Origin of the sequence: Pedobacter zeaxanthinifaciens, from assembly GCF_003313335.1 — a bacterium.
Classification (GTDB): domain Bacteria; phylum Bacteroidota; class Bacteroidia; order Sphingobacteriales; family Sphingobacteriaceae; genus Pedobacter; species Pedobacter zeaxanthinifaciens.
The window spans coordinates 142634-169134 of sequence record NZ_QMHP01000002.1 but is presented as its reverse complement, the minus strand read 5'-3'; the positions used below and the strand labels follow the sequence as shown (position 1 = coordinate 169134).

Sequence of the window (26501 nt, the reverse complement as noted above, 5' to 3'; positions counted from 1 at the left end):
AAATCGATACAATTTTACTGGCGGAGGTATGCCATGGAACCACCTCGCAAGTTTTTTAAGTATTTAGCTTCAAAGCCACTATCTTCGTTGCATGAATAGTAAATCACTGCTGATTATAGATGATGAAAAAAAGCTGTGCGATCTTTTAGCTCGTATACTTGAGCTGGAAGGATATACTGTTCATAAAGCGTACACCGGTAAAGATGGACTGGCAATACTTGAACAACAAGCAGTTAGTGTAGTGTTGTGCGATGTAAAATTACCAGATTACAACGGCATTGACTTGGTAGCGCTTATCAAACAATTGAAACCTCATGTGCAGGTGATCAATCTCACCGCTTACGGTACTATTGCTGATAGTGTAGTAGCCATGAAGAACGGAGCATACGATTATATTACCAAAGGCGATGATAACGACAAGATAATCCCGTTAGTAGCAAAGGCTTTTGAGGCCGCAGAAATTTCAGCCAAGTTGCCATTAAATAAAAAATTACCGAAACTAGGTTTTGACAATGTAATTGGTAAATCAAAAGCTATTTTAGAATTGATTGCCATGGCCAAGAAAGTGGCAAATACCGAAGCAAATGTATTATTGCTAGGCGAAACTGGAACTGGAAAGGAGGTTTTTGCCAAGGCGATACACCAAAGCAGCGCTCATGCCAATAGCGAATTTATGGCAATTAATTGTAGTGCCATTAGTGCAGAGCTATTAGAAAGCGAACTTTTTGGTTATAAGAAAGGTGCATTTACCGGAGCTTTACAAGACAAAAAAGGGCTTTTGGAACAAGCTGATGGCGGCACTTTATTTTTGGATGAAATTGGCGATATGCCCTTGCACATGCAAGCCAAAATTTTGAGGGTATTGGAAGATGGTACTTTTATTAAATTGGGCGATTTGCAAACTAAAAAAGTAAACATTAGAATTATTGCAGCTACCAACAAAAACCTAATTATCGAGGTAGAAAAAGGAAACTTTAGAGAAGATTTATATTATAGACTTTCGGTATTTACGCTGCTGCTCCCTAGTTTAAATGGAAGAAATGGTGATGTAATTTTGCTGGCACAACACTTTATTGAACAATTTGGTGCTGAAGTACCAATGAGTGAAAGTTTTAAAACTGCATTGCTTAATCACCACTGGAAAGGTAACATCCGTGAATTGAAGAATACTATTGAGCGGGCCTTAATTTTAAATGATGCGGCTGTGCTTGATGTGGATTTATTACCTAGTAATTTTAATGCTGAAAATTCAACTGCTTCGGCTAGTTTGGAAATGGCTAGCGTTGAGGAACAGCACATTAAAAAAGTGTTGCAACATACCGCTGGCAACAAAACTGAAACTGCTAGGTTACTTGGAATTGGTCTTGCTACGCTTTACCGTAAAATGGAACAATACGGTATTGCTAAGTATTGATGTTGCGTTCAAAGTGCTTTGAGTTTATTCTTCTTATTTTTTTTAAAGTATCAGTTTGGGATTATGCTGTCATTCCGACGCATGGCCTGCCCTGAAACTTCGGGGAGGATTCATTTTACCATTGTAAACAGATCCTTCGCTGCGCTATCGATGACAAAGCGATACTAACCCACCACACGCTATAACCTCGCTGTCATTCCTACCGATACAACTAGTGTCACCGCCAAATACACAGAACGATTCCTAAGAACGTCATTCTGAATTTATTTCAGAATCCTACTACAAGCTTATCACGCTTTATCCAAAATCAACCCTGCTACACCCCTCGCTGTTATTCCGAAGGATGGCCCGCCCTGAAACTTCGGGGAGGAAGCTATTAAACTATTTTACACAAGTCCCTTCGCTGCGCTATTGATGATAAGCGAGAGATAACGCCAACCCTTTCAAAATGATAAACGAAGCCTCTCATTTTGATAAACTTCTTCTGCAACACTAAAACCAGATACAACATAAAAAACTCACAACCAGCAACTTAATCAGTTAAAAAAAGCATTGGCACGACTGTAGTAAATAGGACAATAAAATTTAACACATGATTACACTCGTCCTTTTCTTAGCCTTACTCATCGGTATTTGGCTGTTATTCAAATCTATTGATTGGTTCGAAAAAATTTAAAATCCATGCTCATCTTATTCATCATTTCCATTGCAGTTTTTGCGTACATGCTATACGTACTGCTACACCCAGAAAAATTCTAAATCATGATGCAAACTGAAATTCTAGGCATTATTGCCACGTTTGTTTTAACGCTAATTATCTCCATCCCACTTGGCAGCTACATCGCCAAAGTTTTTGCAGGCCAAAGGGTGTGGACCAATTTTCTCCTTCCATTTGAAAACATTATTTATAGGTTCTCGGGAATCAATCCTGCGGCGCAAATGAACTGGAAACAGCACCTCAAAGCCATGCTTACCATCAATGCACTATGGTTAATTTATGGCTTTTTCGTACTGATGTACCAAGATCACTTGCCGCTCAATCCGGACGGTAACCCCGGTATGTCACCGCATTTGGCATTCAATACCATCATCAGCTTTGTGGTAAACTGTAATTTACAGCATTACAGCGGCGAAAGCGGACTCACCTATCTTACGCAACAGTTCATCATCATGTTTTTACATTTTGTTTCTGCTGCAACAGGTATCGCAATAGCCATTTCATTTTTCAAAGCTTTTAAAGAAAAAACTACCACCAAATTAGGCAACTTTTGGCAGCACTTCACCTTAGCTATTACCAGAGTTTTATTGCCTATTGCTGCAATTATTGCCATAGTTTTAGCTTTTAATGGAGTTCCCGCCTCTTACGAAGCCAAAGACCAAATCATAGGTTTACAAGGCGATAGCTTAACCGTAAGCAGAGGACCCGCAGCAGCAATGGTGGCCATTAAACACTTGGGAACTAATGGCGGAGGTTGGTTTGGTGCGAACTCAGCTCACCCCTTAGAAAACCCTAGTTACTTCACCAACATGGTTGAAGCGATTTCTCAAATGTTGATTCCTATTGCGATGATTGTTGCGTTCGGCATCTTTATTGGCAGAAGAAAACTTGCCTGGACCATTTTTGGCGTAATGACCCTAGGTTTTTTACTGCTACTACTCCCAACATTACAAAGCGAATTAGGCGGAAATCCGAAAATTGAACAGCTGGGCGTAACGCAGCATACTGGAGCCATGGAAGGTAAAGAAGTACGCTTTGGACCTGCAGCAACAGCCTATTGGAGTACCATTACCACAGTGGTAAGTACTGGTTCTGTAAACGGAATGCATGATAGCACAATGCCACTCACTGGGCTTTACCAACTGCTAGCGATGATGGTAAATGCATTTTACGGCGGCTGTGGTGTCGGTTTACTTAACTACTTTATTTACCTGATAATCGCAGTTTTTATAGCAGGATTAATGGTTGGTAGAACGCCTGAATTTTTAGGCCATAAGTTGGAAGCCAGAGAGGTAAAAATTGCAGCTTTAGTGACGTTAATTAGCCCCTTATTGATCATGTGCGGAACAGCACTGGCAGCTTACACTTTCACTGCTCATGGAAATGCAGCTTGGGAAACACCACCGTCTGCATGGCTCAACAACCCCAGTTTTCATGGATTCTCCGAAATGCTGTATGAAGTTACTTCCTCTAATGCCAATAACGGTTCTGGCCTTGAAGGGTTAGGCGATAACAATATGTTCTGGAACGTAATGACCGGCGTGATCCTACTATTTGGCAGGTTTATCCCAATCATTGGCCCGCTAGCTATTGCAGGATTGCTTGCAAAGAAAAAATACATTCCGGAAAGTGCAGGCACGCTACAAATCGACACTAAAACCTTCGCTTTAATGACACTAGCCATTATTGTGGTTTTAAATGCACTATCCTATTTTCCTGCACTGGCATTAGGTCCAATTGCAGAATACTTTACTATGATTAAATAACATGGAAAAAACAGCATCAAAATTGTTAAACTCGGCATTGGTAAGCGTTGCCATCAAACAATCTTTCATTAAACTTAACCCTTTAGTGATGATTAAAAACCCAGTGATGTTTACTGTGGAGATAGGCACATTGATCATGGCTGTGGTTACTGCATACAGCTTAACCAATTCGTCCGAAGGAAGTTTCGGATATAATCTCAGCGTATTCATCGTACTATTTTTAACCCTTTTATTTGCCAATTTCGCAGAAGCAATTGCAGAAGCAAGAGGCAAAGCGCAGGCGGATAGCTTAAGAAAAACGAGAGAAGAAACACCTGCTTTATTGCTGATGGAAGATGGCAACACAAAAATAATCTCTAGTAACACACTACAAAAAGGCGATGTATTCATTTGCAAAGCCGGCGAGTTGATTGCTACCGACGGCGAAATTATTGAAGGAATTGCGACCATTGATGAAAGTGCCATTACCGGCGAATCTGCTCCGGTAATTAGAGAAGCTGGTGGCGACAAATCATCAGTTACTGGCGGCACAAAAGTGCTTTCTGATGAGATAAAAGTGAAAGTAACGGCACAACCGGGGGAAAGCTTCTTGGATAAAATGATTGCATTAGTGGAAGGCGCATCCCGACAAAAAACGCCTAACGAAATTGCTTTAACCATTTTACTAGCCAGCTTTACCTTGATTTTCGTTATTGTGTGCGTTACCCTAAAACCTTTTGCCAACTATGCGCAAACGCCAATTACCATTGCGGCACTTATCGCATTGTTTGTTTGTCTCATTCCAACTACCATTGGCGGTTTATTATCCGCTATTGGCATTGCCGGAATGGACAGGGCATTACGAGCTAATGTCATTACCAAATCGGGAAAAGCGGTTGAAACTGCTGGTGATATCGATGTGCTTTTGCTCGACAAAACGGGTACCATTACCATCGGCAACCGAAAAGCAACGGCTTTTTATCCAATTGAACAAATTGAAGCAATTGAGTTCGTTAAACTCTCCTATTTGGCATCCCTTGCCGATCAAACACCAGAGGGTAAATCAATTGTGGAATTGGCCCAACAGCAATATCCAAACCTAGTAATTGATAGACCTGAAAATGCACAATTTATAGACTTTACAGCTGAAACTAGATCAAGCGGAATTGATACCCCTAATGGATTAAGTATCAGAAAAGGTTCCTTTGATGCGATGAAGTTATTTGCACAAAAAAATGGCTTCGAAATGCCTTCAGGCTTAATTACCCAAGTAAAATCGATTGCTGAAAACGGTGGAACACCCTTGGTAGTCAATAAAAATCATCAGCCTGTTGGCGTAATTGAATTACAAGATATCATTAAGCCGGGCATTAGCGAACGCTTCGAGCGACTTAGGAAAATGGGCGTAAAAACAGTGATGGTAACTGGTGATAACCCATTAACTGCTAAATACATTGCGGAGAAAGCTGGAGTAGACGATTTTATTGCGGAAGCCAAGCCTGAGGATAAAATGAATTACATCAAAGCCGAACAGGAACAAGGAAAGTTAGTGGCTATGATGGGCGACGGCACCAACGATGCACCAGCTTTGGCACAGGCAGATGTAGGCGTAGCCATGAATAGTGGCACACAAGCGGCAAAAGAAGCTGGTAACATGGTAGATTTAGATAATGATCCAACCAAGCTCATCGAAATTGTAGAAATAGGAAAGCAACTTTTAATTACCAGAGGTACACTCACTACCTTTTCTATCGCTAACGATGTGGCTAAATATTTTGCCATTGTACCTGCGCTTTTTATTGCTGCCATTCCTGCGTTGCAGGGTTTAAACATCATGCAGTTGCAAAGTCCAGAAAGCGCCATTTTATCCGCAGTAATTTTTAACGCCATTATTATTCCATTGCTTATTCCATTGGCGTTAAAAGGTGTAGCCTACAAACCAATAGGTGCTAGTGCTTTGCTCCGTAGAAACTTGTTCATCTATGGAATAGGTGGCGTTGTTGCGCCATTTATCGGCATAAAAATCATTGATTTATGCATCGGGTTCTTCATCTAATCCTCGAATTTAATCTTTAAAAAAATGAAACAATATATTCTCCCATCTATCAAACTAACTATCATATTCACCATCCTTTTATGTGTGATTTATCCTTTGTTCATCAGCTTTGCTGCGAAATTAAGCGCCGGAAAAGGCAGCGGCGAAAAAGTAACGCTTAATGGCAAGGTAGTTGGTTACCGCTTGCTCGGACAGGCTTTTAATCAACCTCAATACTTTTGGGGACGCCCCTCAGCCGTAAACTATAACGCAGCGGGCTCTGCTGGTTCCAATAAAGGGCCAACAAATCCAGCTTACCTTCAAGAAGTCGATAACAGGATTGATACCTTGTTGAAATATCACCCTGGTTTAAAAAGAAATGAGATTCCAGCAGATTTGGTAACAGCTTCAGGAAGCGGACTGGATCCAAACATTTCTGTTGAAGCGGCAAAAATTCAGGCTAAAAGAGTGGCTATTTCCCGCCAAGTGCCACTCTCAAAAATCATTAAACTGATAGATATTCATACCGAAAAACCTCTCTTTGGATTATTCGGCCCATCAAAAATTAATGTATTGGAATTAAATGTTGCTTTGGATCAAACTCGCAAATAATATCCACTCATTCTAAAAAATTGATGATTACATCTTATATCAAACCCAAAAAATTCATGAAAAAACTTCTTTTCACTATTGGCAGCTTTTTACTGATACAGTACGCTTCTGCTCAAGAAAATAACCCTATTAAAATATCGGGCTACATCGAAACTTACTACAACTATGATTTCAATCAGCCTTCAACTAATACTCGTCCAAATTTCATTTACAGTCACAACCGCAGCAACGAGTTAAATGTCAACCTAGCTTTTATAAAAGGTATGTATCAAACAGATAGGCTTAGAGCCAATTTAGCCATAGCGCTGGGCACTTACATGACAGCCAACTATGCCGCCGAACCAGACGTGATGAAAAATGCGTTCGAAGCTAATGCGGGTGTGAAACTATCTAAATCATCTAATATTTGGCTAGATGCTGGTGTGTTTAGTTCGCACATAGGATTTGAAAGCGCCATTTCGAAAGACTGTTGGGTATTAACTCGGAATATCTCATCAGAAAACACACCTTATTATGAAGCTGGCGCTAAACTGAGTTACACTAATGATGATCAAACTTTTAGCGCTACCCTACTTTATTTAAATGGATGGCAGCGAATTAAGCGTTTAGATGGCAATACCAAACCCGCTGGTGGTTTACAGCTGAATTGGAAGCCCGCTGAGAAAATCACTTTGAACTACAGCAATTATTTAGGTTACGAAGGTGAAAATGCAGTTAGGGTCCAAAGGTTTTATCATAACTTTTATGCTATTGCGCAACTTTCAAGCAGTTTTGGTTTAACAGCTGGTTTCGACTACGGAACACAACAAGTAGCTAAAGGCAGTTCCGATAAAAAAGAAATTTTATCACCAGTTTTAATTACCAGATATACACTTAACGATCAGTGGGCAATTGCGGGCAGGTACGAATATTACAAGGATAAGGAAGCAATGATTGTCAGCGCTGTCAATCCAAATTTCGAAGTAAATGGCTACTCGCTTAATATTGACTACAGTCCTTTCAAACAAGCTTTATTTAGGCTAGAAGGCAAGATTTATCAAGGTGATAATCAATTTATGCGCAACAACGCCACGGTGAATTACAATAGCAGTATCACTGCAAGTTTGGCTTTATCTTTTTAATATGGCAGCTACATCCGGCAATCAATTTTTAGAATTATTACAAAAATCCAAACGTGGACGTCTAAAAATATACTTGGGCATGAGCGCTGGTGTAGGAAAAACCTATAGAATGTTGCAGGAGGCGCATAGCTTGCTGCAACATCACATTGATGTACAAATTGCTTATGTAGAAACCCATAACCGAGCAGAAACGGTAGCACTCACTGCAAATCTACCCTTAATCCCACGGAAAAAACTTTTCCATAAAGGCAAAGCGCTAGACGAGCTTGACCTTAACGCTGTGTTAATTAGGCATCCGGAAGTAGTGGTGGTAGATGAACTGGCGCACACCAATGTGCCAGGTAGCAAAAACGAAAAACGTTGGCAAGATGTGGTAGATTTACTGGATGCTGGCATTTCGGTAATTACGGCGGTAAACATCCAACACCTGGAAAGCTTGAACAGCATTATGCAGCAAATTAGCGGAGTAAGCATTGGCGAAAAAATACCCGATCAACTGTTTACCATAGCTGATGAAATTGTAAACATTGATTTAAGTGTTGACGAATTAATTGACAGGCTAAAAGCAGGGAAAATTTACCATGCCGATAAAATTCCGCAAGCGTTAGAAAACTTCTTTAAAAAGGAAATCATCATCCAGCTTCGCGAACAGGCCTTAACTACGGTGGCTAATTACCTCGACCATAAAATCAATCAAAATAAGCTCAGTAATGTGAAGCAGGAGCTGTTTTTAGCATGTATTTCTTCCAATCATCAAACGGCACAAATGATCATCAGGAAAACTTCAAGACTAGCTAATTATTATCGTTCCACATGGATTGTGCTATATGTACAAACTGAAAATGAGCATGCCAATAAAATTAGGCTCGATAAACAAAGACATTTGATTAACAACTTCAAGCTGGCTACAGAACTAGGTGCCGAGGTGATGAAGATAAAGCATAACGATATCGCGGCAGCCATTTTAACGCTGATGGATGAAAGGAATATCACCACTTTATGTATCGGTCAACCACATCTGCATTGGTTAAAAATGTTGATTGGACATCAGTTTATCAATAAATTATTAAAAAACATCGCCAACCGAGGTATCGATTTGGTAATTTTATCTTAATTAAAAGCCATGAAGCTAAAAACAAAACTCAGATTAGGCATCGGTTTCTTATTCTTGATGCTCATTGCATTTGGCGCTATTTCCTTATTTCAAATTAATCGCATTGCGGAAAGCACAGCTTTAATTTTAAAGGATAACAACCACTCGCTACAATATACCAAAGCCATGCGTTTATTGATGGATAAGGACAGCCTGACTGGCACTGCATCACAAAAAGCGTTTGAAAAGTTACTGGTGCAGGAGGAGCAAAACATTACCGAAAAGGGCGAAGCAGTAGCAGTTAAAGAACTTGCTAGTGCTTACCAACGCTTTACCGCTACGAAAAAAATTACCGAGCTATCGACAATCAAATCTGCTATTTATCGGATTGAAGACTTGAATATGCAAGCGATAGTCAGTAAAAGTCAGCGCTCAGAACAAACTGTGGCACAAGCTACATTGTATTTGGGGTTGGCTGCTTTCATCTTTTTTTTGATCCTTTTTACTTTCATCCTGAGCTTTCCAGGTTTTATTGCTAACCCACTAGCGCTCTTGCTAGATGGAATCAAAGAAATTGGTAAAAAGAACTACAAGCAAAGACTTCATTTTAAAGGAACAGAAGAGTTTTCGACGTTGGCAAATGCATTTAATGACATGGCGAAAAAGCTAGACCAATGGGAAAACAGTAACGTGGCCGAACTGAAATCGGAAAAACAGCGTATAGAAACAATCATCCAGCAAATGCAAGATGCCGTTTTTGGACTTGACGACAAAGGCAATTTAATTTTCATTAACGATTTAGCAGCTGAGCTACTCCACTTAAAACCTGAAGCGGTTTTAGGCAAAAACATCGAAGATTTAAGTTCAAAAAATAGCTTGCTCCAAACCATTGTTACAAAAGAAAATGCTGATTTGCTGGAAATCGTACTTCAACAAAAACCAAATTATTTCAGTGTAACTTCTAATGATATTGAAATACCGGAAATACCTGATGATGAAAATGCCATCAGCTTTACTAAGAGAACCGCAGGAAAGGTTTTCATCTTAAAAAACGTCACCGATTTCAAGGAGCTTGACCAAGCAAAAACAAACTTTATGGCTACCATTTCCCATGAATTGAAAACGCCAATTTCATCCATAAAAATGAGTTTAAAACTATTGGAAGATAACAGAATTGGAGATCTCAATACAGAGCAAAAACACATGATTGCACACATTCAGGATGATGCAAATAGGCTATTGAAAATTACCGGAGAGCTTTTGGATTTGGCACAGGTAGAAACAGGAAATATTAAGCTAAACGTACAGCAAAGCAATGCCACGGAGATATTGGACTATGCTACCAATGCCGTAAGTGTACAATTGCAGGAAAAACAAATTGAGCTTCGAATTAACAAACCAACAGTGCTCCCTCCTCTCGTTGCAGATCAGGAAAAAACTGCTTGGGTTTTGGTGAATTTACTGAGCAATGCCATCAGGTATAGCGCTAACCAATCAAAAATTGACATCAATATCAGGATAAATAACTCCATGCTGTACTTTAGTGTAACGGATTACGGAAAGGGAATTGAAGATCAGTACCAAAATGATTTGTTTAAACGCTACTTTCAGGTACCAACAGATGGTCAGCACAAATCTGGTTCTGGACTAGGCCTTAGCATTTCCAAAGATTTTATTGAAGCGCAAGGCGGAAAAATTGAAGTACAAAGTGAGCTAGGTGTTGGTAGCACTTTCAGCTTTTCTTTACCAATCGCACACAGTTAGTTTGCTTTGGCAACCGTGGAAAAAATGTAGTACATTTCTGCGGCTATCTGCAAACTTCTGGCGGTATACACCGCTGCTTGTTGAGGAGTATGATCGGCCAATTTCGGATCTTCAAATATAACGGCAATTCTTTTTTCTGCTCCCGCGATATAGGGACAACCCTCATCAGCCTGAGAGCAGGTCATTACAGCAGCATAGTTTGATGACGGGTTGAACGGATGATCAAATCGTTTAGAAAAACCAATTATTGGAACTCGGTCTGCTGCATACTTAATAGCATAAATCGGATTGCCAGCTTCCGCCAATTTGTAAATTTCAAAGCCTTGTTGCTGCAATGTAATTGCCACAAACGGGAACAATGCCGTTTCCTCTGTACCGCCTGAATAGCAACTCACCTGAAACATATTGAAATGATAAGCGGCCACCTGTGCCCAAACCTGACTCAAATGACTACGCCTTGAATTATGCGTACAGATAAAATTAAGATTTACTGATTCGCCAGCATTGACTTTCCCCTGTACAAAATCAATTAACGGTTGTAAAACAGCTTTGCGCTCCGTACTTAATTGTTGGAGCGCAACGCCATTTAAAGTATTGATAATTTCCTGATACATGTTAATTGATTAGCAACAGCCGCCGCCTGGAGTACAGCTATTTGCTGACTTAGCAACCAAATTACTTAAATTTACCTTTGGCTTTTCAGCTGGAATACCGCAAGCATCTTGAGCTAGGCAGGCCGTAGTTTTATTTTGAAGGATGAACTTTGTTCCATCAAATGTCAAATCATATTTCCCAATAGTGGTCGACTGATATTCAACTTCGATTTCGGCATCTTCTATCCCCAGTTTTTCTTCTGATAGCTGAATGATATTCAATAACTTTACCGGCTTCAACCTGTGATCGTAGTCATCCGCATTCCAAAGTTGGAAGTTAACCACCTTTTCACTTCTAATTACGCCACCGCAATCAATAAAGTTTTTAGTGATTTGCCCTACCTCAGTAACGTGAAAATGATGTGGGACTAAAGTTCCGTCCTCTAATTCAAAAACCACTTCATTTAAGTGTGGCAAAATTTCTTTGATAGCTGATAATCTCATATCGATTTTTTTAATTGTAATATTACGATGAATTAACCCAAAAAATTTTAGCAACAATTGCTAGGAATTTCAACCTCTTTTAAAAACAAATCCAATTCTAATTTAATTTGGTTCCATTTTTGGCTGTCAATGCAGTAACAAATACTTGTTCCTTCAATATTGCCTTTAATGATTCCGATATTTTTAAGTTCTTTCAAATGCTGTGATATGGTAGCTTGAGCCAAGCCCAACTCGTCAACCAAATCATTACAAATGCAAGAATTTTGTTTCACGATATACTGCAAAATGGCTATCCTAGCTGGATGTGCCAAAGCCTTTAACACACTTGCTAGCCTGTTTTGCTGTTCGTTAAATATTTCTGTTTTAGTAGTTCCCAATTCAAATAATATATCGCAATATTACGATGATAGATTTAAAAATCAAAATACATTTCATTTTATGACATTAGCGTTAGCTCAGCATTAAAAACAATTCAATAAATCCATATTTTTTTCATTGCAAATGATATATTTGCAGCATCAAGATGCCCAGGTGGCGAAATTGGTAGACGCACCATCTTGAGGGGGTGGCGCTGGCAACGGCGTGGCAGTTCGAATCTGCTTCTGGGCACATTAACGTTAAAGCTTCGGTAATACCGAGGCTTTATTTTTTTAAACTTCCAACCTAAAACCTACTGTTTATGGCTATCACGATTAGAAATTTGACGAAGGCTGACAATCCTGTAATCGCAGAATTGATCCGCGAAGTATTTAGAGAATTTAAAATCGATAAACCGGGAACCGTTTACACTGACCCAACCACTGATGCGCTTTATGAGCTCTTTGACGTTGAAGGTGCGATTTATTGGTTAGCAGAAGAGGATGGTGAACTATTAGGTGGTTGTGGCATTTATCCAACTGAAGGCTTACCAAAAGGATGTGTGGAATTGGTTAAATTCTATCTTTCATCCAAGGCAAGAGGCAAAGGTTTAGGCAAGTTACTGATGGAAAAAAGTATTGAATCGGCTAAAACGATGGGCTACACAAGCGTGTACTTAGAATCTTTTCCTGAGCTTTCTACCGCAGTAGGCATGTATGAAAAAGCTGGCTTTAAAAAACTGGATCAACCAATGGGATGTTCTGGGCATTATGCCTGCACACTTTGGATGGTGCTCAATTTAACTGAACAGGCTTAACTACAAATCGATACTAAGCCCGTCGTAAGCAAGTTGAATGTTAGCGGGCAATTCTTTACTAACCTCTTCGTGTAATCCCAAGTTGTGGCTAATATGAGTTAAAAAAGTACGTTCGGCACCTACTTTTTGCGCAAATGCTATTGCTTCTGATAGGGTGAAATGTGAAATGTGGCTCTCCTTCTGCAACGCATTGAGCACTAAAACCTTTGTTCCTTTAATCTTTTCAAAGGAAGCCTCACTTATGGTTTTAGCATCAGTAATATAGGTAAAATCACCAATCCGATATCCCAAAATAGGTAACTTGTAATGCATCACTTCAAACGGAACAATTTTAGTTTCACCAACATGAAAAGAACGTTCATCATTAACGGTATGCACATCAATTTGGGGCAAGCCATGATACTTCACATCCGAAAATATATATTGAAATTCCCGCTTTAAGGCTTCTTGAACCCTTTCAGTTGCGTAAATATCAATGCGCTTTTTTAAAATGTAATTGAAGGGCCTAATATCATCCAAACCTGCCACATGATCTTTATGTTCGTGAGTATAAAGTATCGCATCCAAATCTGTAACTCCAGCTCGTAACATTTGGTAACGGAAATCGGGGCCACTGTCAATAACAATGCTTTTATCATCCGTTTGTATCCAAACAGAAACCCTCAAACGTTTATCTTTTTTGTCGGCAGATTTGCATACCGCACAACCACAACCAATAACTGGTATGCCTTGTGATGTACCCGTACCTAAAAAAGTTACCTTCAAATCAATAGCAATTATGTGATTTTCAAATCTAATAAAAAAGGGCTTAAGCTAAAACTTAAACCCTCTTTTACTATAATTTTATCTGCTATTATCTCAAATCAACTACTTCCACTCCAGGATATTTCTTCGCATCAAAGGCAAAAGTAGTTTCAGGAACCTTCACATTTGGCGAAAATGTTTTTACATTGTAAGTGTAAGTATTTCCGTTTTTTTCGAAAATTACAATGTTTGCAATTTGTTTTGCAGCTTTATCAATGCTTAAACGTACTTTAAATACATTCTTTTTAATATCCGTAGGTGATAAATCAATCATTTGATAAACTTTGCTTCCTACTTTTTGCTCACCTGTGTAGATGTACTTAAATCCTTTTTCGTAGATAGTAAAAATTTTGGCCGGATTTAAAGCTTCTCCGCTAGGATCTACATTAGAAACCTGAACTTCTTTATCTTGTTTAAGGTAAGTCCACTGTACTTTACCATCGCTAATTAATTCTTGGTTAGTCATGGCTACCTTGTATTTATTAGCATTTGCTTTTACATACAAAGTACCTTGTTGAGTTTCTTTTACTTTAGCCTGTTTGTTATCCAAGGTAAAAGTAAAATCTGTTTTCACTACATCATACGAACGGTATTTCTTACTAACCTCAGCTAAAATAGCCTTTGCTTTTGGATCTGTTTGAGCATGAGCTACTGTGCTAAAAACACTTAACGTTAATAATGCGACTATTACTTTTTTCATTTTATCTAAACTTCTAATTTTACGATTTTTGGTTAAGGTTGTTCAAGAATTGTTCCAAAGCATACATATCCGGAATTAAAACTTCACGAGCCTTGCTTCCTTCAAACGGACCAACAATTCCTGCACCCTCCAGTTGGTCAATAATACGTCCTGCCCTATTGTAACCCAACTTCATTTTACGTTGAATTAAAGACGTTGATCCTTGTTGATGAGACACGATAAGCTGTGCTGCTTCCTCAAAAAGCGGATCTCTGTCATTAGGGTCAAAATCTTTGGTAGATGAACCTTCTCCATTTTCGTCAATATATTCTGGCAATTGATATGCTTCTGAATAACCACGTTGATTACCAATAAAATCTGAAATACGATCAACTTCTGGTGTATCCACGAAGGCACATTGTAGCCTAATCAAGTCACTTCCAGTTGCTAACAACATATCTCCTCTACCAATCAGCTGGTCAGCACCTCCACTATCCAAAATAGTACGCGAATCTATTTTTGACAGTACCCTAAACGCCAATCTGGCAGGGAAGTTAGCTTTAATGGTACCTGTAATTACGTTTACCGAAGGGCGTTGTGTAGCCAAAACCAAATGGATTCCAATAGCACGAGCTAACTGCGCTAAACGGGCAATTGGCGTTTCCACTTCCTTACCGGCGGTCATAATTAAATCGGCAAATTCATCCACTACCAAAACAATGTAAGGTAAAAAGCGGTGACCATTATTCGGGTTTAATTTGCGTTTAATAAACTTTTCGTTGTACTCTTTAAGGTTTCTCACCATCGCATCCTTCAGCAAATCATATCGTTGATCCATCTCGATACAAAGCGAGTTGAGCGTGTTGATTACCTTTTTAGTATCAGTGATAATGGCATCATCTCCGCCAGGCAATTTAGCCAAAAAGTGGCGCTCAATTTTATTGAACAAAGTTAACTCCACTTTCTTTGGATCAACTAACACCAATTTTAATTGTGAAGGATGTTTTTTGTAAAGCAGTGATACCAAAATTGAGTTGATACCCACCGATTTACCTTGTCCAGTAGCACCCGCTACCAACAAATGGGGCATTTTCGCTAAATCTGCGATATACACCTCATTGCTAATGGTTTTACCCAAGGCAATTGGCAAATCCATATTAGATTGCTGAAATTTTTCCGTAGCCAACACACTTCTCATCGCCACCATTTCAGGGTGAGAGTTAGGCACTTCAATTCCAATTGTACCCTTGCCTGGCATTGGAGCAATAATACGGATTCCTAACGCCGCCAAGCTCAAGGCAATATCGTCTTCCAAATTTTTAATTTTCGAAATTCGAACACCAGGAGCAGGTATAATTTCATAAAGCGTTACCGTTGGACCAATAGTCGCCTTAATTTTATCAATCTCGATATTGTAGTGATTTAAAGTCTCTACAATTTTATTCTTATTGGCTTCCAACTCTTCTGCGTTTACCGCAATTTTATTAGAGCCATAATTTTCCATTAAATCTAAGTGAGGATATTTGTAATTCGACAAGTCCAGGGTGGGGTCGTAATTACCAAATTGTTCCACCAAATCTTCGGATTTAATATCTTCCTCTGTTTTCTCAATCGTAAAAGCAGGTTCCTCTATTTGGGTTTCTTCCTTTGGCGTTGGCGTAATTTCCATTGCTGGCATAGCCGATGCTAAAGTATCAGCAGCGGAAGTTACGATAGGCGCTGCAGCAGCTGTTACCGTGGGCGTTAGCAATACATTTGTAGCCAAAGGCAAGCTGGAACGCTCTTCTTCCTCCTCTGCTTTATGCTCAAAACGACTTGGTGTAAGCACAATATTTTGCTCCTGTTTTTGCTGATTTTTATATCGATCATTTAAGCTGAACTCCACAGGTTCTGATTTGCTTTCTTCTTCTAACGCTATATTTTCCGGGATTTCTGGCTCTATAATCCTACGAGGATTCGGTGCTGGCTGTTTTTCCGGCAATTTAAAATCGATATTATAGGCAATGATTAATACCGAAAGCCCTAAGAACACCAATAAACCACCCACTCCAGTTCTGCCAATCTGAACTTCTAACAGTTTATTGCTCCAATAACCAAATTCACCTTCTAAAAAATGTGGCGTTTTGGCAAAAAATGAATGACCAAACCCGAAGGCTAAAGAAATAAATAACAAAAAGAAAAAGCTATAGGCTAACACTTTTTCAACAGCAAAAATTTTCACTTTAAAAAGCATGCGATAGCCTATCACGAAAAACACAAACACGAAAAGGAACGATGCTACGCCAAACCATTCGTAAATGAACTGGTGTGATAACAACGCACCTATTTTACCTAGCCAGTTTTGCACAATAGGGTCTTCTACCCCACTCTGCTTTAATTCATCTACACTTTTAAACAGGTTACTCCAACCACCATTGGCGTCTATCACATAGCTTTGATCTTCTTGCCAAGTAAATAAATAAGAAGTAAATGCTACCAAAAAGTAAATGGATAAAATGACAAAAAACAACCCAATGATTTTTACCAATCTACCGTCCTGAAGATTAAATGTTGGAAGATACTCGGCTTTTACCCGGGGTTCCCTAACACTAGATTTCTGCCCACCTTTACCTTGCTCAGCATTTTGTTTGAAAGAATTGGATTTAAATGAATTTCCCCGTACCGACATCGTATCGTTTAATATTAATGAACAAATATAAAGAAACTGTTTAAATTTAGTGATGTTTGATATTTAAACTGTAAGCGCTTTACTTACCTCTTTAAAACGCAGTAAACTTCTAAAACTTGCCTCTAAAAAATCGAGTTATTTTTAGAAACCCGAGTTCGATTGCTAATTAGCTCTCAAAACTGATAATGATCCCGAACATTCGGGACAGCATGACGAAACGCCAATTTGCCCTCACCCTGTCCCGAATGTTCGGGATCAGGGTCAATCGAAGTCAGGTAGAAATCATCTTAGTCTATAACTATTGAGTTTTAAACCTTTGGCCTCCTGCTAAGTCTTAAAACATATAAACAATTATTTTATATAGGTTTTTTATTTTAGTTAAATCCTGCGCAGCACTACTGGGTAGGATTTTTTTATTTACATCGGGCACTTACCATTGCTTTTAAAAACTAATTAATTTGCGCTTTTCTAATATTAATTAAATTTCGTTATTTTAACCTGTCGGCGAAACTAAATTTTAAAAATGGACATTACGCAACTTGAAACCTATATAGAAAACAATCAGCTAGATGAAATTGTGGCGCTGTTGACTCAGAAACCGCAGTTAGCTACACAAGTTACTTCGCACCAAATTTCGCCAATGCTTTTGGCCTGCTACTATAAAAAAATGGACATTGCCAATGCCATTGCCGAATTTATGCCTGAGCTCAACATCTTCGATGCATGTGCAATAGGAAAATTTGATGATGTGACTCTGTTAGTTTTCAAAAATCCACGTGCTGTTAATGAATATTCTGTAGATGGATTTACGCCGCTGGGCTTAGCTTGTTATTTCGGTCACGAAGAAATTGCTCGTTTTTTAGTGCTCAAAGGTGCCGATGTAAACCTGCCAAGCAAAAATGGCTTTAACGTTTTCCCTATCCATTCTGCTGTGGCTGCCAACAATTTTAATGTAGCCAAGGTATTGTTAGATGCCGGCGCTTACCCTAACGTTTGCCAAAAATCAGGGGTAGCTCCTTTGCATAGTGCCGCCCAATTGGGTAATATCGAACTCATTATTTTATTGCTAGAACACGGTGCAGAAGTAAGTTTACGCATGGAAGGAGGTAAATTACCTGCCGATTTAGCCGCAGAAAAAGGATTTCATGAAATTGCAGAAATATTAAGAGACGACGACTAATAAAGTTAAAGGCAAAAGTGGAAAGTAAAAAACTGCATTAAATTAAGCTAAGAAATTCGTATATACTTAACTGACACACGCAGAACTTACCACTTATAACCTACAACGTACTATTCCCAAACTTTAGATCTTACCCGCTTCATGTAAGTCCTGATATCTAAAAAAACCGCAGCCAAAACATAAAAAAGAATAGGAAAACCTACAGCCAAAAACGAGGAATAAATAAAGAATAACCTCACTTTTGCAGTACTCATATCAAGTTTGTTGGCCAAATAAGCCGATACCCCAAAACTACGCTGCTCAAAAAAAGTAACTATACGCTGAAACATATCCGACTTGATTTTATACTCTAATTTACAAAATTAACTTATAAACCAAGAATTATTCATTTTTTTGGAGATGCTGCTCAAATTAAATCATCACAACGCAAGTCAATCTCCTATCAATTTAAAATGATAAGTTTAGCATAGGTTGAAAGAAAGCAAGCCGAAGATGTTGGAGACAAAGGCTTTAACCGCATCATTAATTTGAGCAATACCGTTGTTTTCTGTAATTAGAACAATAGCCCATAAAAACAAACAGCCCGACGTAATATGTCGAGCTGCAAAGATTATTAAATAATGTGAGTTGGGGATAAGAGAATTATGCTATTTGCTAGCGATAGCGCTTCAAACCTACGTTCAGCTAATTTTCGGTCTCTTATTTTTCGGCACGCACTAATAAGCCAAAGCACTTTCTTTGAAAGAAACCTGCAAAGCAAGCATGAAAACAATTGAAAACAAAATGATGCTGAATAAATAAGCAACCGAGAGTTTTTGTTACTTTTTGCGGTCAAACCTGAGCATAGCGAAAGCTTGAATACAAAAAAAATAAACAAATCATGAAAAAAGTAAGAGCCTAGCGGCGGCGAGCTAAAAAAACACGCTTAATTGAAATTTTTATAGAATTTCAAAAGTACCTAATCTGGACTCACAATAATTCAGCACCTATTTCTTCGCATTTAGCGTTAGGCCAATTTCAACATCTTTTGAAATCATCCAGTTTTCAGGGCTACCTTCTGTTTTATAATTAATTCCCCAAGCGCTTCTATCAATTACAAACTTAGCCGAAGCCGTTACCGATGTTGGCGTAACTTGAACTTTGGCAGGGAAAGTAACGTTTAACGTTTTATCCTTTAGTGTTAAATTTCCACTGATTAAGTAATTTGGATCAGCAATTAAACTTGCCTCTGCTGTAGCAACATAAGGAGCTACTTTAGTGATTACGAATTTGGCAGTTGGCGCTTTCTCCACATCAAAAAAGTCTGCACTTTTCAAATGGCCTTCAAGATCAGCAGCTTTTTTCCCCTCTTCCGTTACCGATGCAGGATCAACCTGAAGTGAACTCATATTTACCACAAACTCGCCACCATTTACTGAATCTTTTTCAACAGAAATAGTTCCGGAGGTCACTTTAATTTTACCCCAACGTGGTGCTAAACCTCCTTTGTGAGTACCTTTCCAATCAACAACAGTGGTTGCTGTATCAATAGTATATGTTTCGCCTTTTTGTTCAGCAACAGCTTGCTCGCTGGTTGTTGCCGTATTGCTCGATGATCCTCCGCAAGAGGCCAATAGAAATAGCGCCGGTAGCGCAAAAAGTAATTTTCTCATTTTTATTTTTTTGATGATTAAAGGTTAATTTGCTTATGAATTTGCAGTGCAAAATTAAACTCCAAGGAACTTATTTCTATTGATCTATGTTAAGAATTTAGCCCATCATTTTTTAAAAGTTTTAAGCCAATTCCACAATGTAAACATCGTTTCATATCACAATATTTCTTTCGTAACTGCAGCAATGCTTGCGTTTGAAAGGCATTTTGGGCGGTTACACCCGCATCAAAGTAACTTGAGATTACATTATTTTGCTCAGGCTGGATGCTTTCCAACAAATAAAAAGCCCTGGTTTGGAAATTAGCCTGCCCTGTGTATTTCCCATAAGCAAACAGGAATAAGGCAACGGTATTAATTAAGAGGTTATCGATCGAAGATTTACCTAACTGCGTAGCTACCTTATCCGCCAGTTTATTAAAATGGTAATGGGTTTGCCAAAATGGGTGGATTGGCAATGAATCAAAAAGCAAATGGAGTTCCTTCACATTTTTGACTTCGAGCACTTTGGAAAACAGGTGGTTAGATTTCACAATTAGTGCAGCAAACTGCGCTAATCTTAACGTCGGAAAATTCTGCGGCCGCATCCTCAAAAACTTCCAAAGTGAAACATCAATAGGATTTAAGCCATACTTCTTACTTAAAAAGGCATATTCCGCTTTTAGCAAATTAGGATACTCTTCATCGAAGCGCTGTCCCAAAAAACCAGCTTGCCCAAATATTAAAGCTTCAATTTGTAATGATTGATCCTTGTGCTTGGCAAATAAGTTTTGTGGCAGGCTTTGCGCTAGCACCTGCATAGGCAAGGCATTCACCTTAAAGCCAAAATTTTTGGCCACAAAGTGATAAAATGTTTCATCCCAATTACCGTTTAATTGCGCTAATCTTTCAAAAACCTCCGCACATTTATCCTCCATCCGTTCTACCAAAACTCTCGATAGAAAATTACCAATGACGAAATTGTCCACTGTATTAATTTGGTTTTCGCAGGGGAAACTGTTGGCAGAGGTGATTAGATTTTGATAGTTATCAAATAGTGATGAAGCAATTTTGTCTTTCAAGGCCAAGGTAGGCAAAACAGTTCCGTCTGATCTCTTAACTTCACTGTCATGTTCCCAAACCACATGCAAAATCACATTATCATATGCCATATCTTGCTGATGTTGATGCCCATGCCAATCTGATGATTTGAGGTGAACTTCCACTTGCCCTACCCAAGTGGTACCATCTATTATAATTTTAGCAGTTGTAAAATCAGGACCAGCATGTTTATTAGGAAATCCGCAATGCAGTATTTGCAAGGGCTTGCCATCAATAGTTTGGCACTGCTGCTGATCGTACAGCCTAAATTGCCATACAAAATGTAAAAACTCCTCTGGAAACTGCATGCTTGAAATTAGCGATTAATCTCTTCAAATTAGCTTTTAAAAACTTAAAAGAGTACTTATTTTGCTTCTTTTTTCTTGTAGTTGGTGATGAAGACCCCTAGGATGATGAGCACTGTGGCAATTAGCAAATCGTAAGTAACTGTTTCATTAAGTACCAACCAACCTAAAAATATAGCGATAATGGTATTGAAATAAGACAAAATGGAAACTTCAGTAGCACTTACTTTTTTTAAGGCATAATTGTAGCAGAAAAATCCTACCACTGACCCAAAGACACCTAAATAAACTACTGCGCCTAAACTCTGCAACGACCAATCGCTAAAAGACGTATTAGGAGAAACAATATTGGCAATAATAAGCTGAGCAACTGCCGCAAAGGCAAATTGATAAAATAAATCCAGAAAGATGTGGTTGCTTTTGTGCGTATATTTTTTGGTGTAAATAGTTCCAGCAGCCCAACCTAAAATAGCCATTGCTAAATAAGTAATTCCGGTTTTATAGTTAGGATCTAATATATCGCCTATACCATCCCTAAAAATAAAGGCTACCCCGCTAAAACCTACCACTACACCAATAAATCCCTTTAAGCTAGGTTTTTGCAAACCAAACACCACACTTCCCAAAAAAACTACAATGGGAGAAAGCGCCGTAAGCAACGACGTTAATCCACTTGGAATACTTTCCTCGGCAACGGTGGTCATACCATTGGCAATGATGATCATTAAACTGGCTACCAAAATTTGTCGGCCCAAACTTTTCCAGCCAATCCATTTAAATTGCTTCTGATAAAGTAAAATTGAAAGTAGTATAACTGACGCTACCACTTGGCGCAACCCAGCTACAAACCAGGCTGGAATGGTATGCACCGCAACACGAATTCCCAAGTAGGTAGTTCCCCAAACAATAGCAATGGCAAATAATGCCACGATTAACTTCACATCGCGTTTTGCACTCATATCAAATTAGCAGACAATAAAATCTGCTCCATCTCTTGTTGCAACGCTAGGGCTTCTTCTCGGGCTTTCTCAGCAAAATCTTCGCCATTGCTTGCATAAATAATACTACGTGCAGCATTTACCAATAAGCCACATTCTTTATTCAAACCGAATTCGCAAACAGCACTTAAGCTTCCGCCTTGCGCTCCAACACCCGGCACCAATAAAAAGTGGTCTGGTGCTAGCGTTCTGATATTTTTAAATTCCTCAGCCTTGGTTGCTCCTACTACGTACATCATTTGGTTGCTATCCGTCCATTTTGATGAAGTGCTGATTACCTGCTCGTACAACTTCTGATCTTCGCTCTGCTTCACTTGAAAATCCTTACTTCCAGCGTTAGAAGTTAATGCTAATAAAATCACCCATTTTTCTGGATAATTCAAAAACGGCGAAACCGAATCTTCGCCCATGTAAGGCGCTACCGTTACTGAATCGAAACTCATCCCCGAACTTTGTTCATTGAAAAAAGCTTCAGCATACATCGCAGAAGTATTACCAATATCACCCCTCTTGGCATCGGCAATAGTAAAAACATCTTTTGGAAAATGTTGCCAAGTTTTTACCAACGTATCCCATCCTTTTACGCCTCTTGTTTCGTAAAATGCAGTATTTGGTTTATAGGCTACGCACAAATCATGTGTGGCATCAATCAATTGCTTATTGAACTCAAGTATTGGATCCTCATATTTCAATAAATGCTTAGGCAACTTATCCAAAACTGGATCAAGACCGATGCATAGAAAGGACTTTTTACGTTGAATTTGTTCAAAAAGCTGCTGCTTATTCATTTTCGAAAGGATTTTAAAATGTTGCAAAGATGGGAATAAAAGTTGATTTTGTGACTGAATTTGTCAGTAAAAAACGAAGTATCCTCGTAGCGAATGGTTGGGCTAAAAAGCAAGTAGTAGCTGATTAAGGCTCGAAATTATCGTTTGTAATTACCATATATCTACCTACTTATTTAATTTCTGATATCATAGATGCTGTTGAAATAAATTAACTTTTTTAAAAAATATCTTGCAGATTAGATTCCATTTTCCTACACTTGTGCCATAATTCCCAGAAAGTTTATCTGAATACCTTCCGAAAAAATCTTAGCGAGAAAATTTCTTAAATCTTTTAAGCCCTTTTTTGGTTGTATTATTTGGGTAAAACCTTAAAAAAATTCACGACAAAATATAAATGTTTAGCAAAACAGAACTAACTGAAAAGCTTACCGCCGAACTACGTGAGTTAGCGAAAGCGAATGGTGTTGAAAATGCAGGCGATTTACGTAAAAACGACTTAATCGAAGAAATTCTGAAAAAACAAGATACTACCACAGCAACTCCAGTTGCTGTAGCAACTGCTAGTGAAGCAGCTGCTCAAGAAAAACCTGCCAGAAAAAGAACACGTATCATAAAAGATAATAATCAAGAAGCAGCTCCTGTTGTGGAAGAAAAAAAGGAAAAAGCAGCAAAGCCTACCCTTTTTGATGAACCCCAAATTGAACTGCCTACTCCTGATTTTGAAGCAATTGCTTTGGTTACCGGACAAGATCTATCAAAACAAGAGAGCATTGCCGACAAACTAAAAAATCAAAAATCGAAAAGGGAGCGCATTCCAAAAGATAAAGTAAACACGCCACAAGGCGAGGTAATTGTAATTGATGAAGCTCCTTTAAAAGAAGAAAAAACTGCAAAAGAGCGCCCAATTAAAGAAGAGCGCCCGGCTAAAGAAGACAAACCTGCAAAAGAGGAAAGACCGCAAAGAGAGGATAATCGCCAGCAGAAAAACCACAACAATAACAATAATAATAACAGCAATAACAACCAAAAGCAAAACGAAACCAGTTACTCCAACTTGGATTTCGATAATACCATCACCAATGAAGGTGTTTTGGAAATTATGCCCGATGGCTATGGCTTTTTAAGGTCTGCTGATTATAACTATTTATCATCACCTGATGATATCTATGTTTCTCAATCTCAAATCAAACTTTTTGGTTTAAAAACCGGAGATACCGTAAATGGAAGTATCCGTCCTCCAAAAGAAGGCGAAAAATATTTTCCTTTGGTTAAGGTAATCAGCATTAACGGACGTGTACCAGCTGATGTACGTGACCGTGTTCCTTTTGACTACTTAACTCCACTTTTCCCAACCGAAAAACTGGATTTATTTGTAGAGAGCGGCAATCATTCTACCCGAATCATGGATTTATTTACTCCAATTGGTAAAGGTCAGCGTGGTTTAATTGTAGCACAGCCTAAAACAGGTAAAACCAACTTGCTAAAAGAGGTTGCTAATGCTATCGCTAAAAATCATCCAGAAGTTTATTTAATCATTTTACTGATTGATGAGCGTCCTGAAGAGGTAACGGATATGGCACGCAGTGTAAGAGCTGAGGTGATTTCATCTACATTTGATGAACCTGCTGAAAGACATGTAAAAATCGCCAATATCGTGCTTGAAAAATCTAAACGATTAGTTGAGTGTGGTCATGACGTGGTGATCTTATTAGATTCCATTACTCGTTTAGCAAGAGCTTATAACACTACTGCACCTGCTTCAGGTAAAATTTTATCAGGTGGTGTTGATGCTAATGCTTTACACAAGCCTAAGCGTTTCTTTGGTGCTGCCCGTAACATTGAAAAAGGTGGCTCTTTAACCATATTAGCTACTGCTTTAACTGAAACAGGCTCTAAAATGGACGAAGTAATTTTCGAAGAATTTAAAGGTACTGGTAACATGGAACTTCAGTTAGACCGTAAATTGGCTAACAAACGTATTTTCCCTGCTATCGATATTACAGCATCAAGTACACGTAGAGACGACCTATTGCTAGATAGAGAAACCTTACAGCGTATCTGGATTTTACGTAACCACTTGGCAGATATGAACAGTCAAGAGGCAATGGAGTTGATCCAAGCTCAAATTAAAGGCACAAAAGATAACGAAGAGTTCCTTTTAGGAATGAACGGATAGTAAAAGTTTTACGTTATACGTTTTAAAGTTGTAAGTTTGAGCGACTCAAAAACGTATAACGTAACACCTATAACCTTAACAAACCAATGTTAAACCTCCCAAATGCTTTAACCTGCGCCAATTTATTTTCGGGCTGTATCGGTATTGTATTTTGTTTCAATGGCGACTTAAAATCTGCTGCATATTTCGTTATCCTATCAGGCATATTTGATTTTTTTGATGGGATGGCAGCGAGAGCCTTAAAAATTACCAATGGCATTGGGAAGGAGTTAGATTCTTTGGCAGATGCAGTGAGTTTTGGTTTTTTACCTGGTGCCATCATGTTTCATTTATTTAAAGCTAGTGATGCGCCAAATGCTTATTTGCCGTATCTTGGTTTTGTAATTACACTTTTCTCCGCTTTAAGGCTAGCTAAATTTAACACCGATACCAGACAAACGGTTGACTTTATTGGCCTAAATACACCAATGAATACTTTGTTCATTGTATCTCTTCCTTACGTAGCTGATTATCATCCACAAATTTTAGGTAATTGGTTTGTACTCGCAGCCATTACTGCTTTGAGTAGCTTTTTATTGGTAAGCGAAATAAGAATTTTCTCCCTAAAATTCAGCAGCCTGAAATGGAGCGAAAACAAAATCAAGTTTGTGTTTATGATTTTGTCGCTTGCATTATTTGCTTGGCAACAGTTTGTGGCCTTGCCGGTGATATTAATTTTATATATCGGCTTTTCTTTTGCCTACTTCAGAAAAAAGTAGGATTTCAACATCACTATAGCAACAGCTCATTTCCGAAAGCTTAGCAATTATTAGGATTTATTAGAAACCCGAGTTCGATTATTGATAATTGGGTTTAAAAACTGATACCGATCCCGAATATTCGGGACAGTATGACGAAACGCCAATTTGCAGGCACCTTGTCCCGAATGTTCGGAATCAGGGTCGGTTAGCTATAAAATACACTATGTTTTTGAAAATCAAATAAATAACAAAAGAAATCAGGTTAAAAAATAACCAGTTACAATTGACTTTCCAACTCAGAACGCGACTTGGCTACCTGAGCTAAAATTACAGTCAATTCTGCTTTAATTTCGGTTAGTGCCGCTGGGATTGCCTCTAAGTTCACTCCTTCTTTAGCATTACGCTCTATCACCTGCATATAATCTCTCATATCATCCCTACCCACGTAATAAAACGTTGGTTTCACCTTGTGTGCAAATTCCGATGCCGCCTTCCAGTCCTTTGCATCTACCGCTTTTTGTAGGTCATCTAAATACATTGGGATTTGTTCCACCAAAGTATCTAACATTTCTATCATAAATTCTGCGCTATCGCCCGACATTTCCTTCAAATAGCTCAAGTCTAAATCTGCTTTGCTTTTAACTGGATCGATCATCGTTAT

At 38.6% G+C, this 26501-nt stretch carries 24 protein-coding genes and 1 tRNA gene; 13 read left to right on the top strand and 12 right to left on the bottom strand.

Translation table 11 applies throughout. The annotated features are described in order from the left end of the window. Positions 1-91: 91 nt before the first annotated feature. The 8 genes from DUT68_RS03310 to DUT68_RS03275 all read left to right on the top strand — a co-directional run bounded on the left by DUT68_RS03310 (position 92) and on the right by DUT68_RS03275 (position 10502). Positions 92-1414 (top strand): sigma-54-dependent transcriptional regulator, encoded by a 1323-nt coding sequence (locus DUT68_RS03310; RefSeq protein ID WP_113635753.1) that lies wholly within the window; start codon positions 92-94, stop codon positions 1412-1414. Positions 1415-2095: 681 nt separating this feature from the next. After that, on the top strand, positions 2096-2173 hold the full coding sequence (locus tag DUT68_RS18645) for a potassium-transporting ATPase subunit F (RefSeq protein ID WP_097129896.1): 78 nt from the start codon (positions 2096-2098) through the stop codon (positions 2171-2173). A gap of 6 nt (positions 2174-2179) precedes the next feature. Then, positions 2180-3898: a potassium-transporting ATPase subunit KdpA gene (gene kdpA / locus DUT68_RS03300; RefSeq protein ID WP_113636290.1), complete on the top strand. Its 1719-nt coding sequence runs from the start codon at positions 2180-2182 to the stop codon at positions 3896-3898. 1 nt (position 3899) lies between these two features. Further along, on the top strand, positions 3900-5933 hold the full coding sequence (gene kdpB / locus DUT68_RS03295; RefSeq protein ID WP_113635751.1) for a potassium-transporting ATPase subunit KdpB: 2034 nt from the start codon (positions 3900-3902) through the stop codon (positions 5931-5933). A gap of 24 nt (positions 5934-5957) precedes the next feature. Continuing rightward, positions 5958-6524: a K(+)-transporting ATPase subunit C gene (locus tag DUT68_RS03290; protein WP_113635749.1), complete on the top strand. Its 567-nt coding sequence runs from the start codon at positions 5958-5960 to the stop codon at positions 6522-6524. Between the two features lie 56 nt (positions 6525-6580). Then, entirely contained in the window at positions 6581-7645 is a 1065-nt protein-coding gene (locus tag DUT68_RS03285) for a porin (RefSeq protein WP_113636287.1), read from the top strand. Position 7646: 1 nt separating this feature from the next. After that, on the top strand, positions 7647-8759 hold the full coding sequence (locus tag DUT68_RS03280) for a sensor protein KdpD (RefSeq protein WP_113635748.1): 1113 nt from the start codon (positions 7647-7649) through the stop codon (positions 8757-8759). 9 nt (positions 8760-8768) lie between these two features. Next, complete coding sequence (locus DUT68_RS03275; protein ID WP_113635746.1) at positions 8769-10502, top strand: sensor histidine kinase; 1734 nt, start codon at positions 8769-8771, stop codon at positions 10500-10502. Here DUT68_RS03275 and DUT68_RS03270 read toward each other — a convergent pair. The 3 genes from DUT68_RS03270 to DUT68_RS03260 are packed head-to-tail and all read right to left on the bottom strand — an operon-like array spanning position 10499 to position 11976. After that, the gene (locus DUT68_RS03270; RefSeq protein WP_113635744.1) at positions 10499-11116 is read right to left on the bottom strand and encodes a low molecular weight phosphatase family protein; all 618 of its coding nucleotides are present in this window, start codon (positions 11114-11116) and stop codon (positions 10499-10501) included. The genes DUT68_RS03275 and DUT68_RS03270 overlap by 4 nt on opposite strands. A gap of 9 nt (positions 11117-11125) precedes the next feature. Continuing rightward, a complete protein-coding gene (locus tag DUT68_RS03265; RefSeq protein WP_113636285.1) occupies positions 11126-11599 on the bottom strand; it encodes a DUF6428 family protein in 474 nt (157 codons plus the stop codon). A 47-nt stretch (positions 11600-11646) separates the two neighbouring features. Beyond that, entirely contained in the window at positions 11647-11976 is a 330-nt protein-coding gene (locus DUT68_RS03260) for an ArsR/SmtB family transcription factor (RefSeq protein WP_113635742.1), read from the bottom strand. Positions 11977-12124: 148 nt separating this feature from the next. Between DUT68_RS03260 and DUT68_RS03255 the strand changes: the two genes are divergently transcribed. After that, a tRNA-Leu gene (locus DUT68_RS03255) sits at positions 12125-12208 on the top strand. Positions 12209-12278: 70 nt separating this feature from the next. Next, on the top strand, positions 12279-12773 hold the full coding sequence (locus tag DUT68_RS03250) for a GNAT family N-acetyltransferase (protein WP_113635740.1): 495 nt from the start codon (positions 12279-12281) through the stop codon (positions 12771-12773). Here DUT68_RS03250 and DUT68_RS03245 read toward each other — a convergent pair whose 3' ends face one another. From DUT68_RS03245 to DUT68_RS03235, 3 genes are all read right to left on the bottom strand, one after another. Continuing rightward, positions 12774-13538, bottom strand: coding sequence for an MBL fold metallo-hydrolase (locus DUT68_RS03245; protein WP_113635739.1), 765 nt, complete (start codon positions 13536-13538; stop codon positions 12774-12776). Between the two features lie 88 nt (positions 13539-13626). Continuing rightward, positions 13627-14277 (bottom strand): outer membrane lipoprotein periplasmic chaperone LolA1, encoded by a 651-nt coding sequence (locus tag DUT68_RS03240; protein ID WP_113635736.1) that lies wholly within the window; start codon positions 14275-14277, stop codon positions 13627-13629. Positions 14278-14296: 19 nt separating this feature from the next. Then, positions 14297-16924, bottom strand: a complete 2628-nt coding sequence (locus DUT68_RS03235) for an FtsK/SpoIIIE family DNA translocase (protein WP_113635734.1) — start codon at positions 16922-16924, stop codon at positions 14297-14299. A gap of 523 nt (positions 16925-17447) precedes the next feature. Between DUT68_RS03235 and DUT68_RS03230 the strand changes: the two genes are divergently transcribed. Next, a complete protein-coding gene (locus DUT68_RS03230; protein WP_113635732.1) occupies positions 17448-18104 on the top strand; it encodes an ankyrin repeat domain-containing protein in 657 nt (218 codons plus the stop codon). A gap of 110 nt (positions 18105-18214) precedes the next feature. On the opposite strand, the gene DUT68_RS03225 is transcribed toward DUT68_RS03230, so the two are convergent. From DUT68_RS03225 to pyrF, 5 genes are all read right to left on the bottom strand, one after another. Beyond that, the gene (locus tag DUT68_RS03225) at positions 18215-18433 is read right to left on the bottom strand and encodes a PspC domain-containing protein (RefSeq protein WP_113635730.1); all 219 of its coding nucleotides are present in this window, start codon (positions 18431-18433) and stop codon (positions 18215-18217) included. Between the two features lie 657 nt (positions 18434-19090). Further along, positions 19091-19756, bottom strand: coding sequence for a YceI family protein (locus DUT68_RS03220; protein ID WP_113635728.1), 666 nt, complete (start codon positions 19754-19756; stop codon positions 19091-19093). Positions 19757-19845: 89 nt separating this feature from the next. Further along, positions 19846-21141, bottom strand: a complete 1296-nt coding sequence (locus tag DUT68_RS03215) for a DUF2851 family protein (RefSeq protein ID WP_113635726.1) — start codon at positions 21139-21141, stop codon at positions 19846-19848. Between the two features lie 56 nt (positions 21142-21197). After that, the gene (locus tag DUT68_RS03210; RefSeq protein ID WP_113635724.1) at positions 21198-22097 is read right to left on the bottom strand and encodes a DMT family transporter; all 900 of its coding nucleotides are present in this window, start codon (positions 22095-22097) and stop codon (positions 21198-21200) included. Beyond that, positions 22094-22924, bottom strand: coding sequence for an orotidine-5'-phosphate decarboxylase (gene pyrF, locus DUT68_RS03205; RefSeq protein ID WP_113635722.1), 831 nt, complete (start codon positions 22922-22924; stop codon positions 22094-22096). The genes DUT68_RS03210 and pyrF overlap by 4 nt, the downstream gene beginning before the upstream one ends. Before the next feature lie 394 nt (positions 22925-23318). Here pyrF and rho point away from each other — a divergent pair, with 394 nt between their 5' ends. Then, complete coding sequence (rho, locus tag DUT68_RS03200) at positions 23319-25100, top strand: transcription termination factor Rho (protein ID WP_113635720.1); 1782 nt, start codon at positions 23319-23321, stop codon at positions 25098-25100. Between the two features lie 86 nt (positions 25101-25186). Continuing rightward, a complete protein-coding gene (locus tag DUT68_RS03195; protein ID WP_113635718.1) occupies positions 25187-25858 on the top strand; it encodes a CDP-alcohol phosphatidyltransferase family protein in 672 nt (223 codons plus the stop codon). A 259-nt stretch (positions 25859-26117) separates the two neighbouring features. On the opposite strand, the gene DUT68_RS03190 is transcribed toward DUT68_RS03195, so the two are convergent. After that, positions 26118-26495, bottom strand: a complete 378-nt coding sequence (locus DUT68_RS03190) for an Hpt domain-containing protein (protein WP_113635716.1) — start codon at positions 26493-26495, stop codon at positions 26118-26120. Between the last annotated feature and the right edge of the window lie 6 nt (positions 26496-26501).

What these genes read in the sequence shown, in the direction of transcription:
- DUT68_RS03310 (WP_113635753.1), top strand. Translation starts at nt 92, where the DNA reads ATGAATAGTAAATCACTGCTGATTATAGATGATGAAAAAAAGCTGTGC.
- DUT68_RS18645 (WP_097129896.1), top strand. Translation starts at nt 2,096, where the DNA reads ATGCTCATCTTATTCATCATTTCCATTGCAGTTTTTGCGTACATGCTA.
- kdpA (WP_113636290.1), top strand. Translation starts at nt 2,180, where the DNA reads ATGCAAACTGAAATTCTAGGCATTATTGCCACGTTTGTTTTAACGCTA.
- kdpB (WP_113635751.1), top strand. Translation starts at nt 3,900, where the DNA reads ATGGAAAAAACAGCATCAAAATTGTTAAACTCGGCATTGGTAAGCGTT.
- DUT68_RS03290 (WP_113635749.1), top strand. Translation starts at nt 5,958, where the DNA reads ATGAAACAATATATTCTCCCATCTATCAAACTAACTATCATATTCACC.
- DUT68_RS03285 (WP_113636287.1), top strand. Translation starts at nt 6,581, where the DNA reads ATGAAAAAACTTCTTTTCACTATTGGCAGCTTTTTACTGATACAGTAC.
- DUT68_RS03280 (WP_113635748.1), top strand. Translation starts at nt 7,647, where the DNA reads ATGGCAGCTACATCCGGCAATCAATTTTTAGAATTATTACAAAAATCC.
- DUT68_RS03275 (WP_113635746.1), top strand. Translation starts at nt 8,769, where the DNA reads ATGAAGCTAAAAACAAAACTCAGATTAGGCATCGGTTTCTTATTCTTG.
- DUT68_RS03270 (WP_113635744.1), bottom strand. Translation starts at nt 11,116, where the DNA reads ATGTATCAGGAAATTATCAATACTTTAAATGGCGTTGCGCTCCAACAA.
- DUT68_RS03265 (WP_113636285.1), bottom strand. Translation starts at nt 11,599, where the DNA reads ATGAGATTATCAGCTATCAAAGAAATTTTGCCACACTTAAATGAAGTG.
- DUT68_RS03250 (WP_113635740.1), top strand. Translation starts at nt 12,279, where the DNA reads ATGGCTATCACGATTAGAAATTTGACGAAGGCTGACAATCCTGTAATC.
- DUT68_RS03240 (WP_113635736.1), bottom strand. Translation starts at nt 14,277, where the DNA reads ATGAAAAAAGTAATAGTCGCATTATTAACGTTAAGTGTTTTTAGCACA.
- DUT68_RS03235 (WP_113635734.1), bottom strand. Translation starts at nt 16,924, where the DNA reads ATGTCGGTACGGGGAAATTCATTTAAATCCAATTCTTTCAAACAAAAT.
- DUT68_RS03230 (WP_113635732.1), top strand. Translation starts at nt 17,448, where the DNA reads ATGGACATTACGCAACTTGAAACCTATATAGAAAACAATCAGCTAGAT.
- DUT68_RS03225 (WP_113635730.1), bottom strand. Translation starts at nt 18,433, where the DNA reads ATGTTTCAGCGTATAGTTACTTTTTTTGAGCAGCGTAGTTTTGGGGTA.
- DUT68_RS03220 (WP_113635728.1), bottom strand. Translation starts at nt 19,756, where the DNA reads ATGAGAAAATTACTTTTTGCGCTACCGGCGCTATTTCTATTGGCCTCT.
- DUT68_RS03215 (WP_113635726.1), bottom strand. Translation starts at nt 21,141, where the DNA reads ATGCAGTTTCCAGAGGAGTTTTTACATTTTGTATGGCAATTTAGGCTG.
- DUT68_RS03210 (WP_113635724.1), bottom strand. Translation starts at nt 22,097, where the DNA reads ATGAGTGCAAAACGCGATGTGAAGTTAATCGTGGCATTATTTGCCATT.
- pyrF (WP_113635722.1), bottom strand. Translation starts at nt 22,924, where the DNA reads ATGAATAAGCAGCAGCTTTTTGAACAAATTCAACGTAAAAAGTCCTTT.
- rho (WP_113635720.1), top strand. Translation starts at nt 23,319, where the DNA reads ATGTTTAGCAAAACAGAACTAACTGAAAAGCTTACCGCCGAACTACGT.
- DUT68_RS03195 (WP_113635718.1), top strand. Translation starts at nt 25,187, where the DNA reads ATGTTAAACCTCCCAAATGCTTTAACCTGCGCCAATTTATTTTCGGGC.
- DUT68_RS03190 (WP_113635716.1), bottom strand. Translation starts at nt 26,495, where the DNA reads ATGATCGATCCAGTTAAAAGCAAAGCAGATTTAGACTTGAGCTATTTG.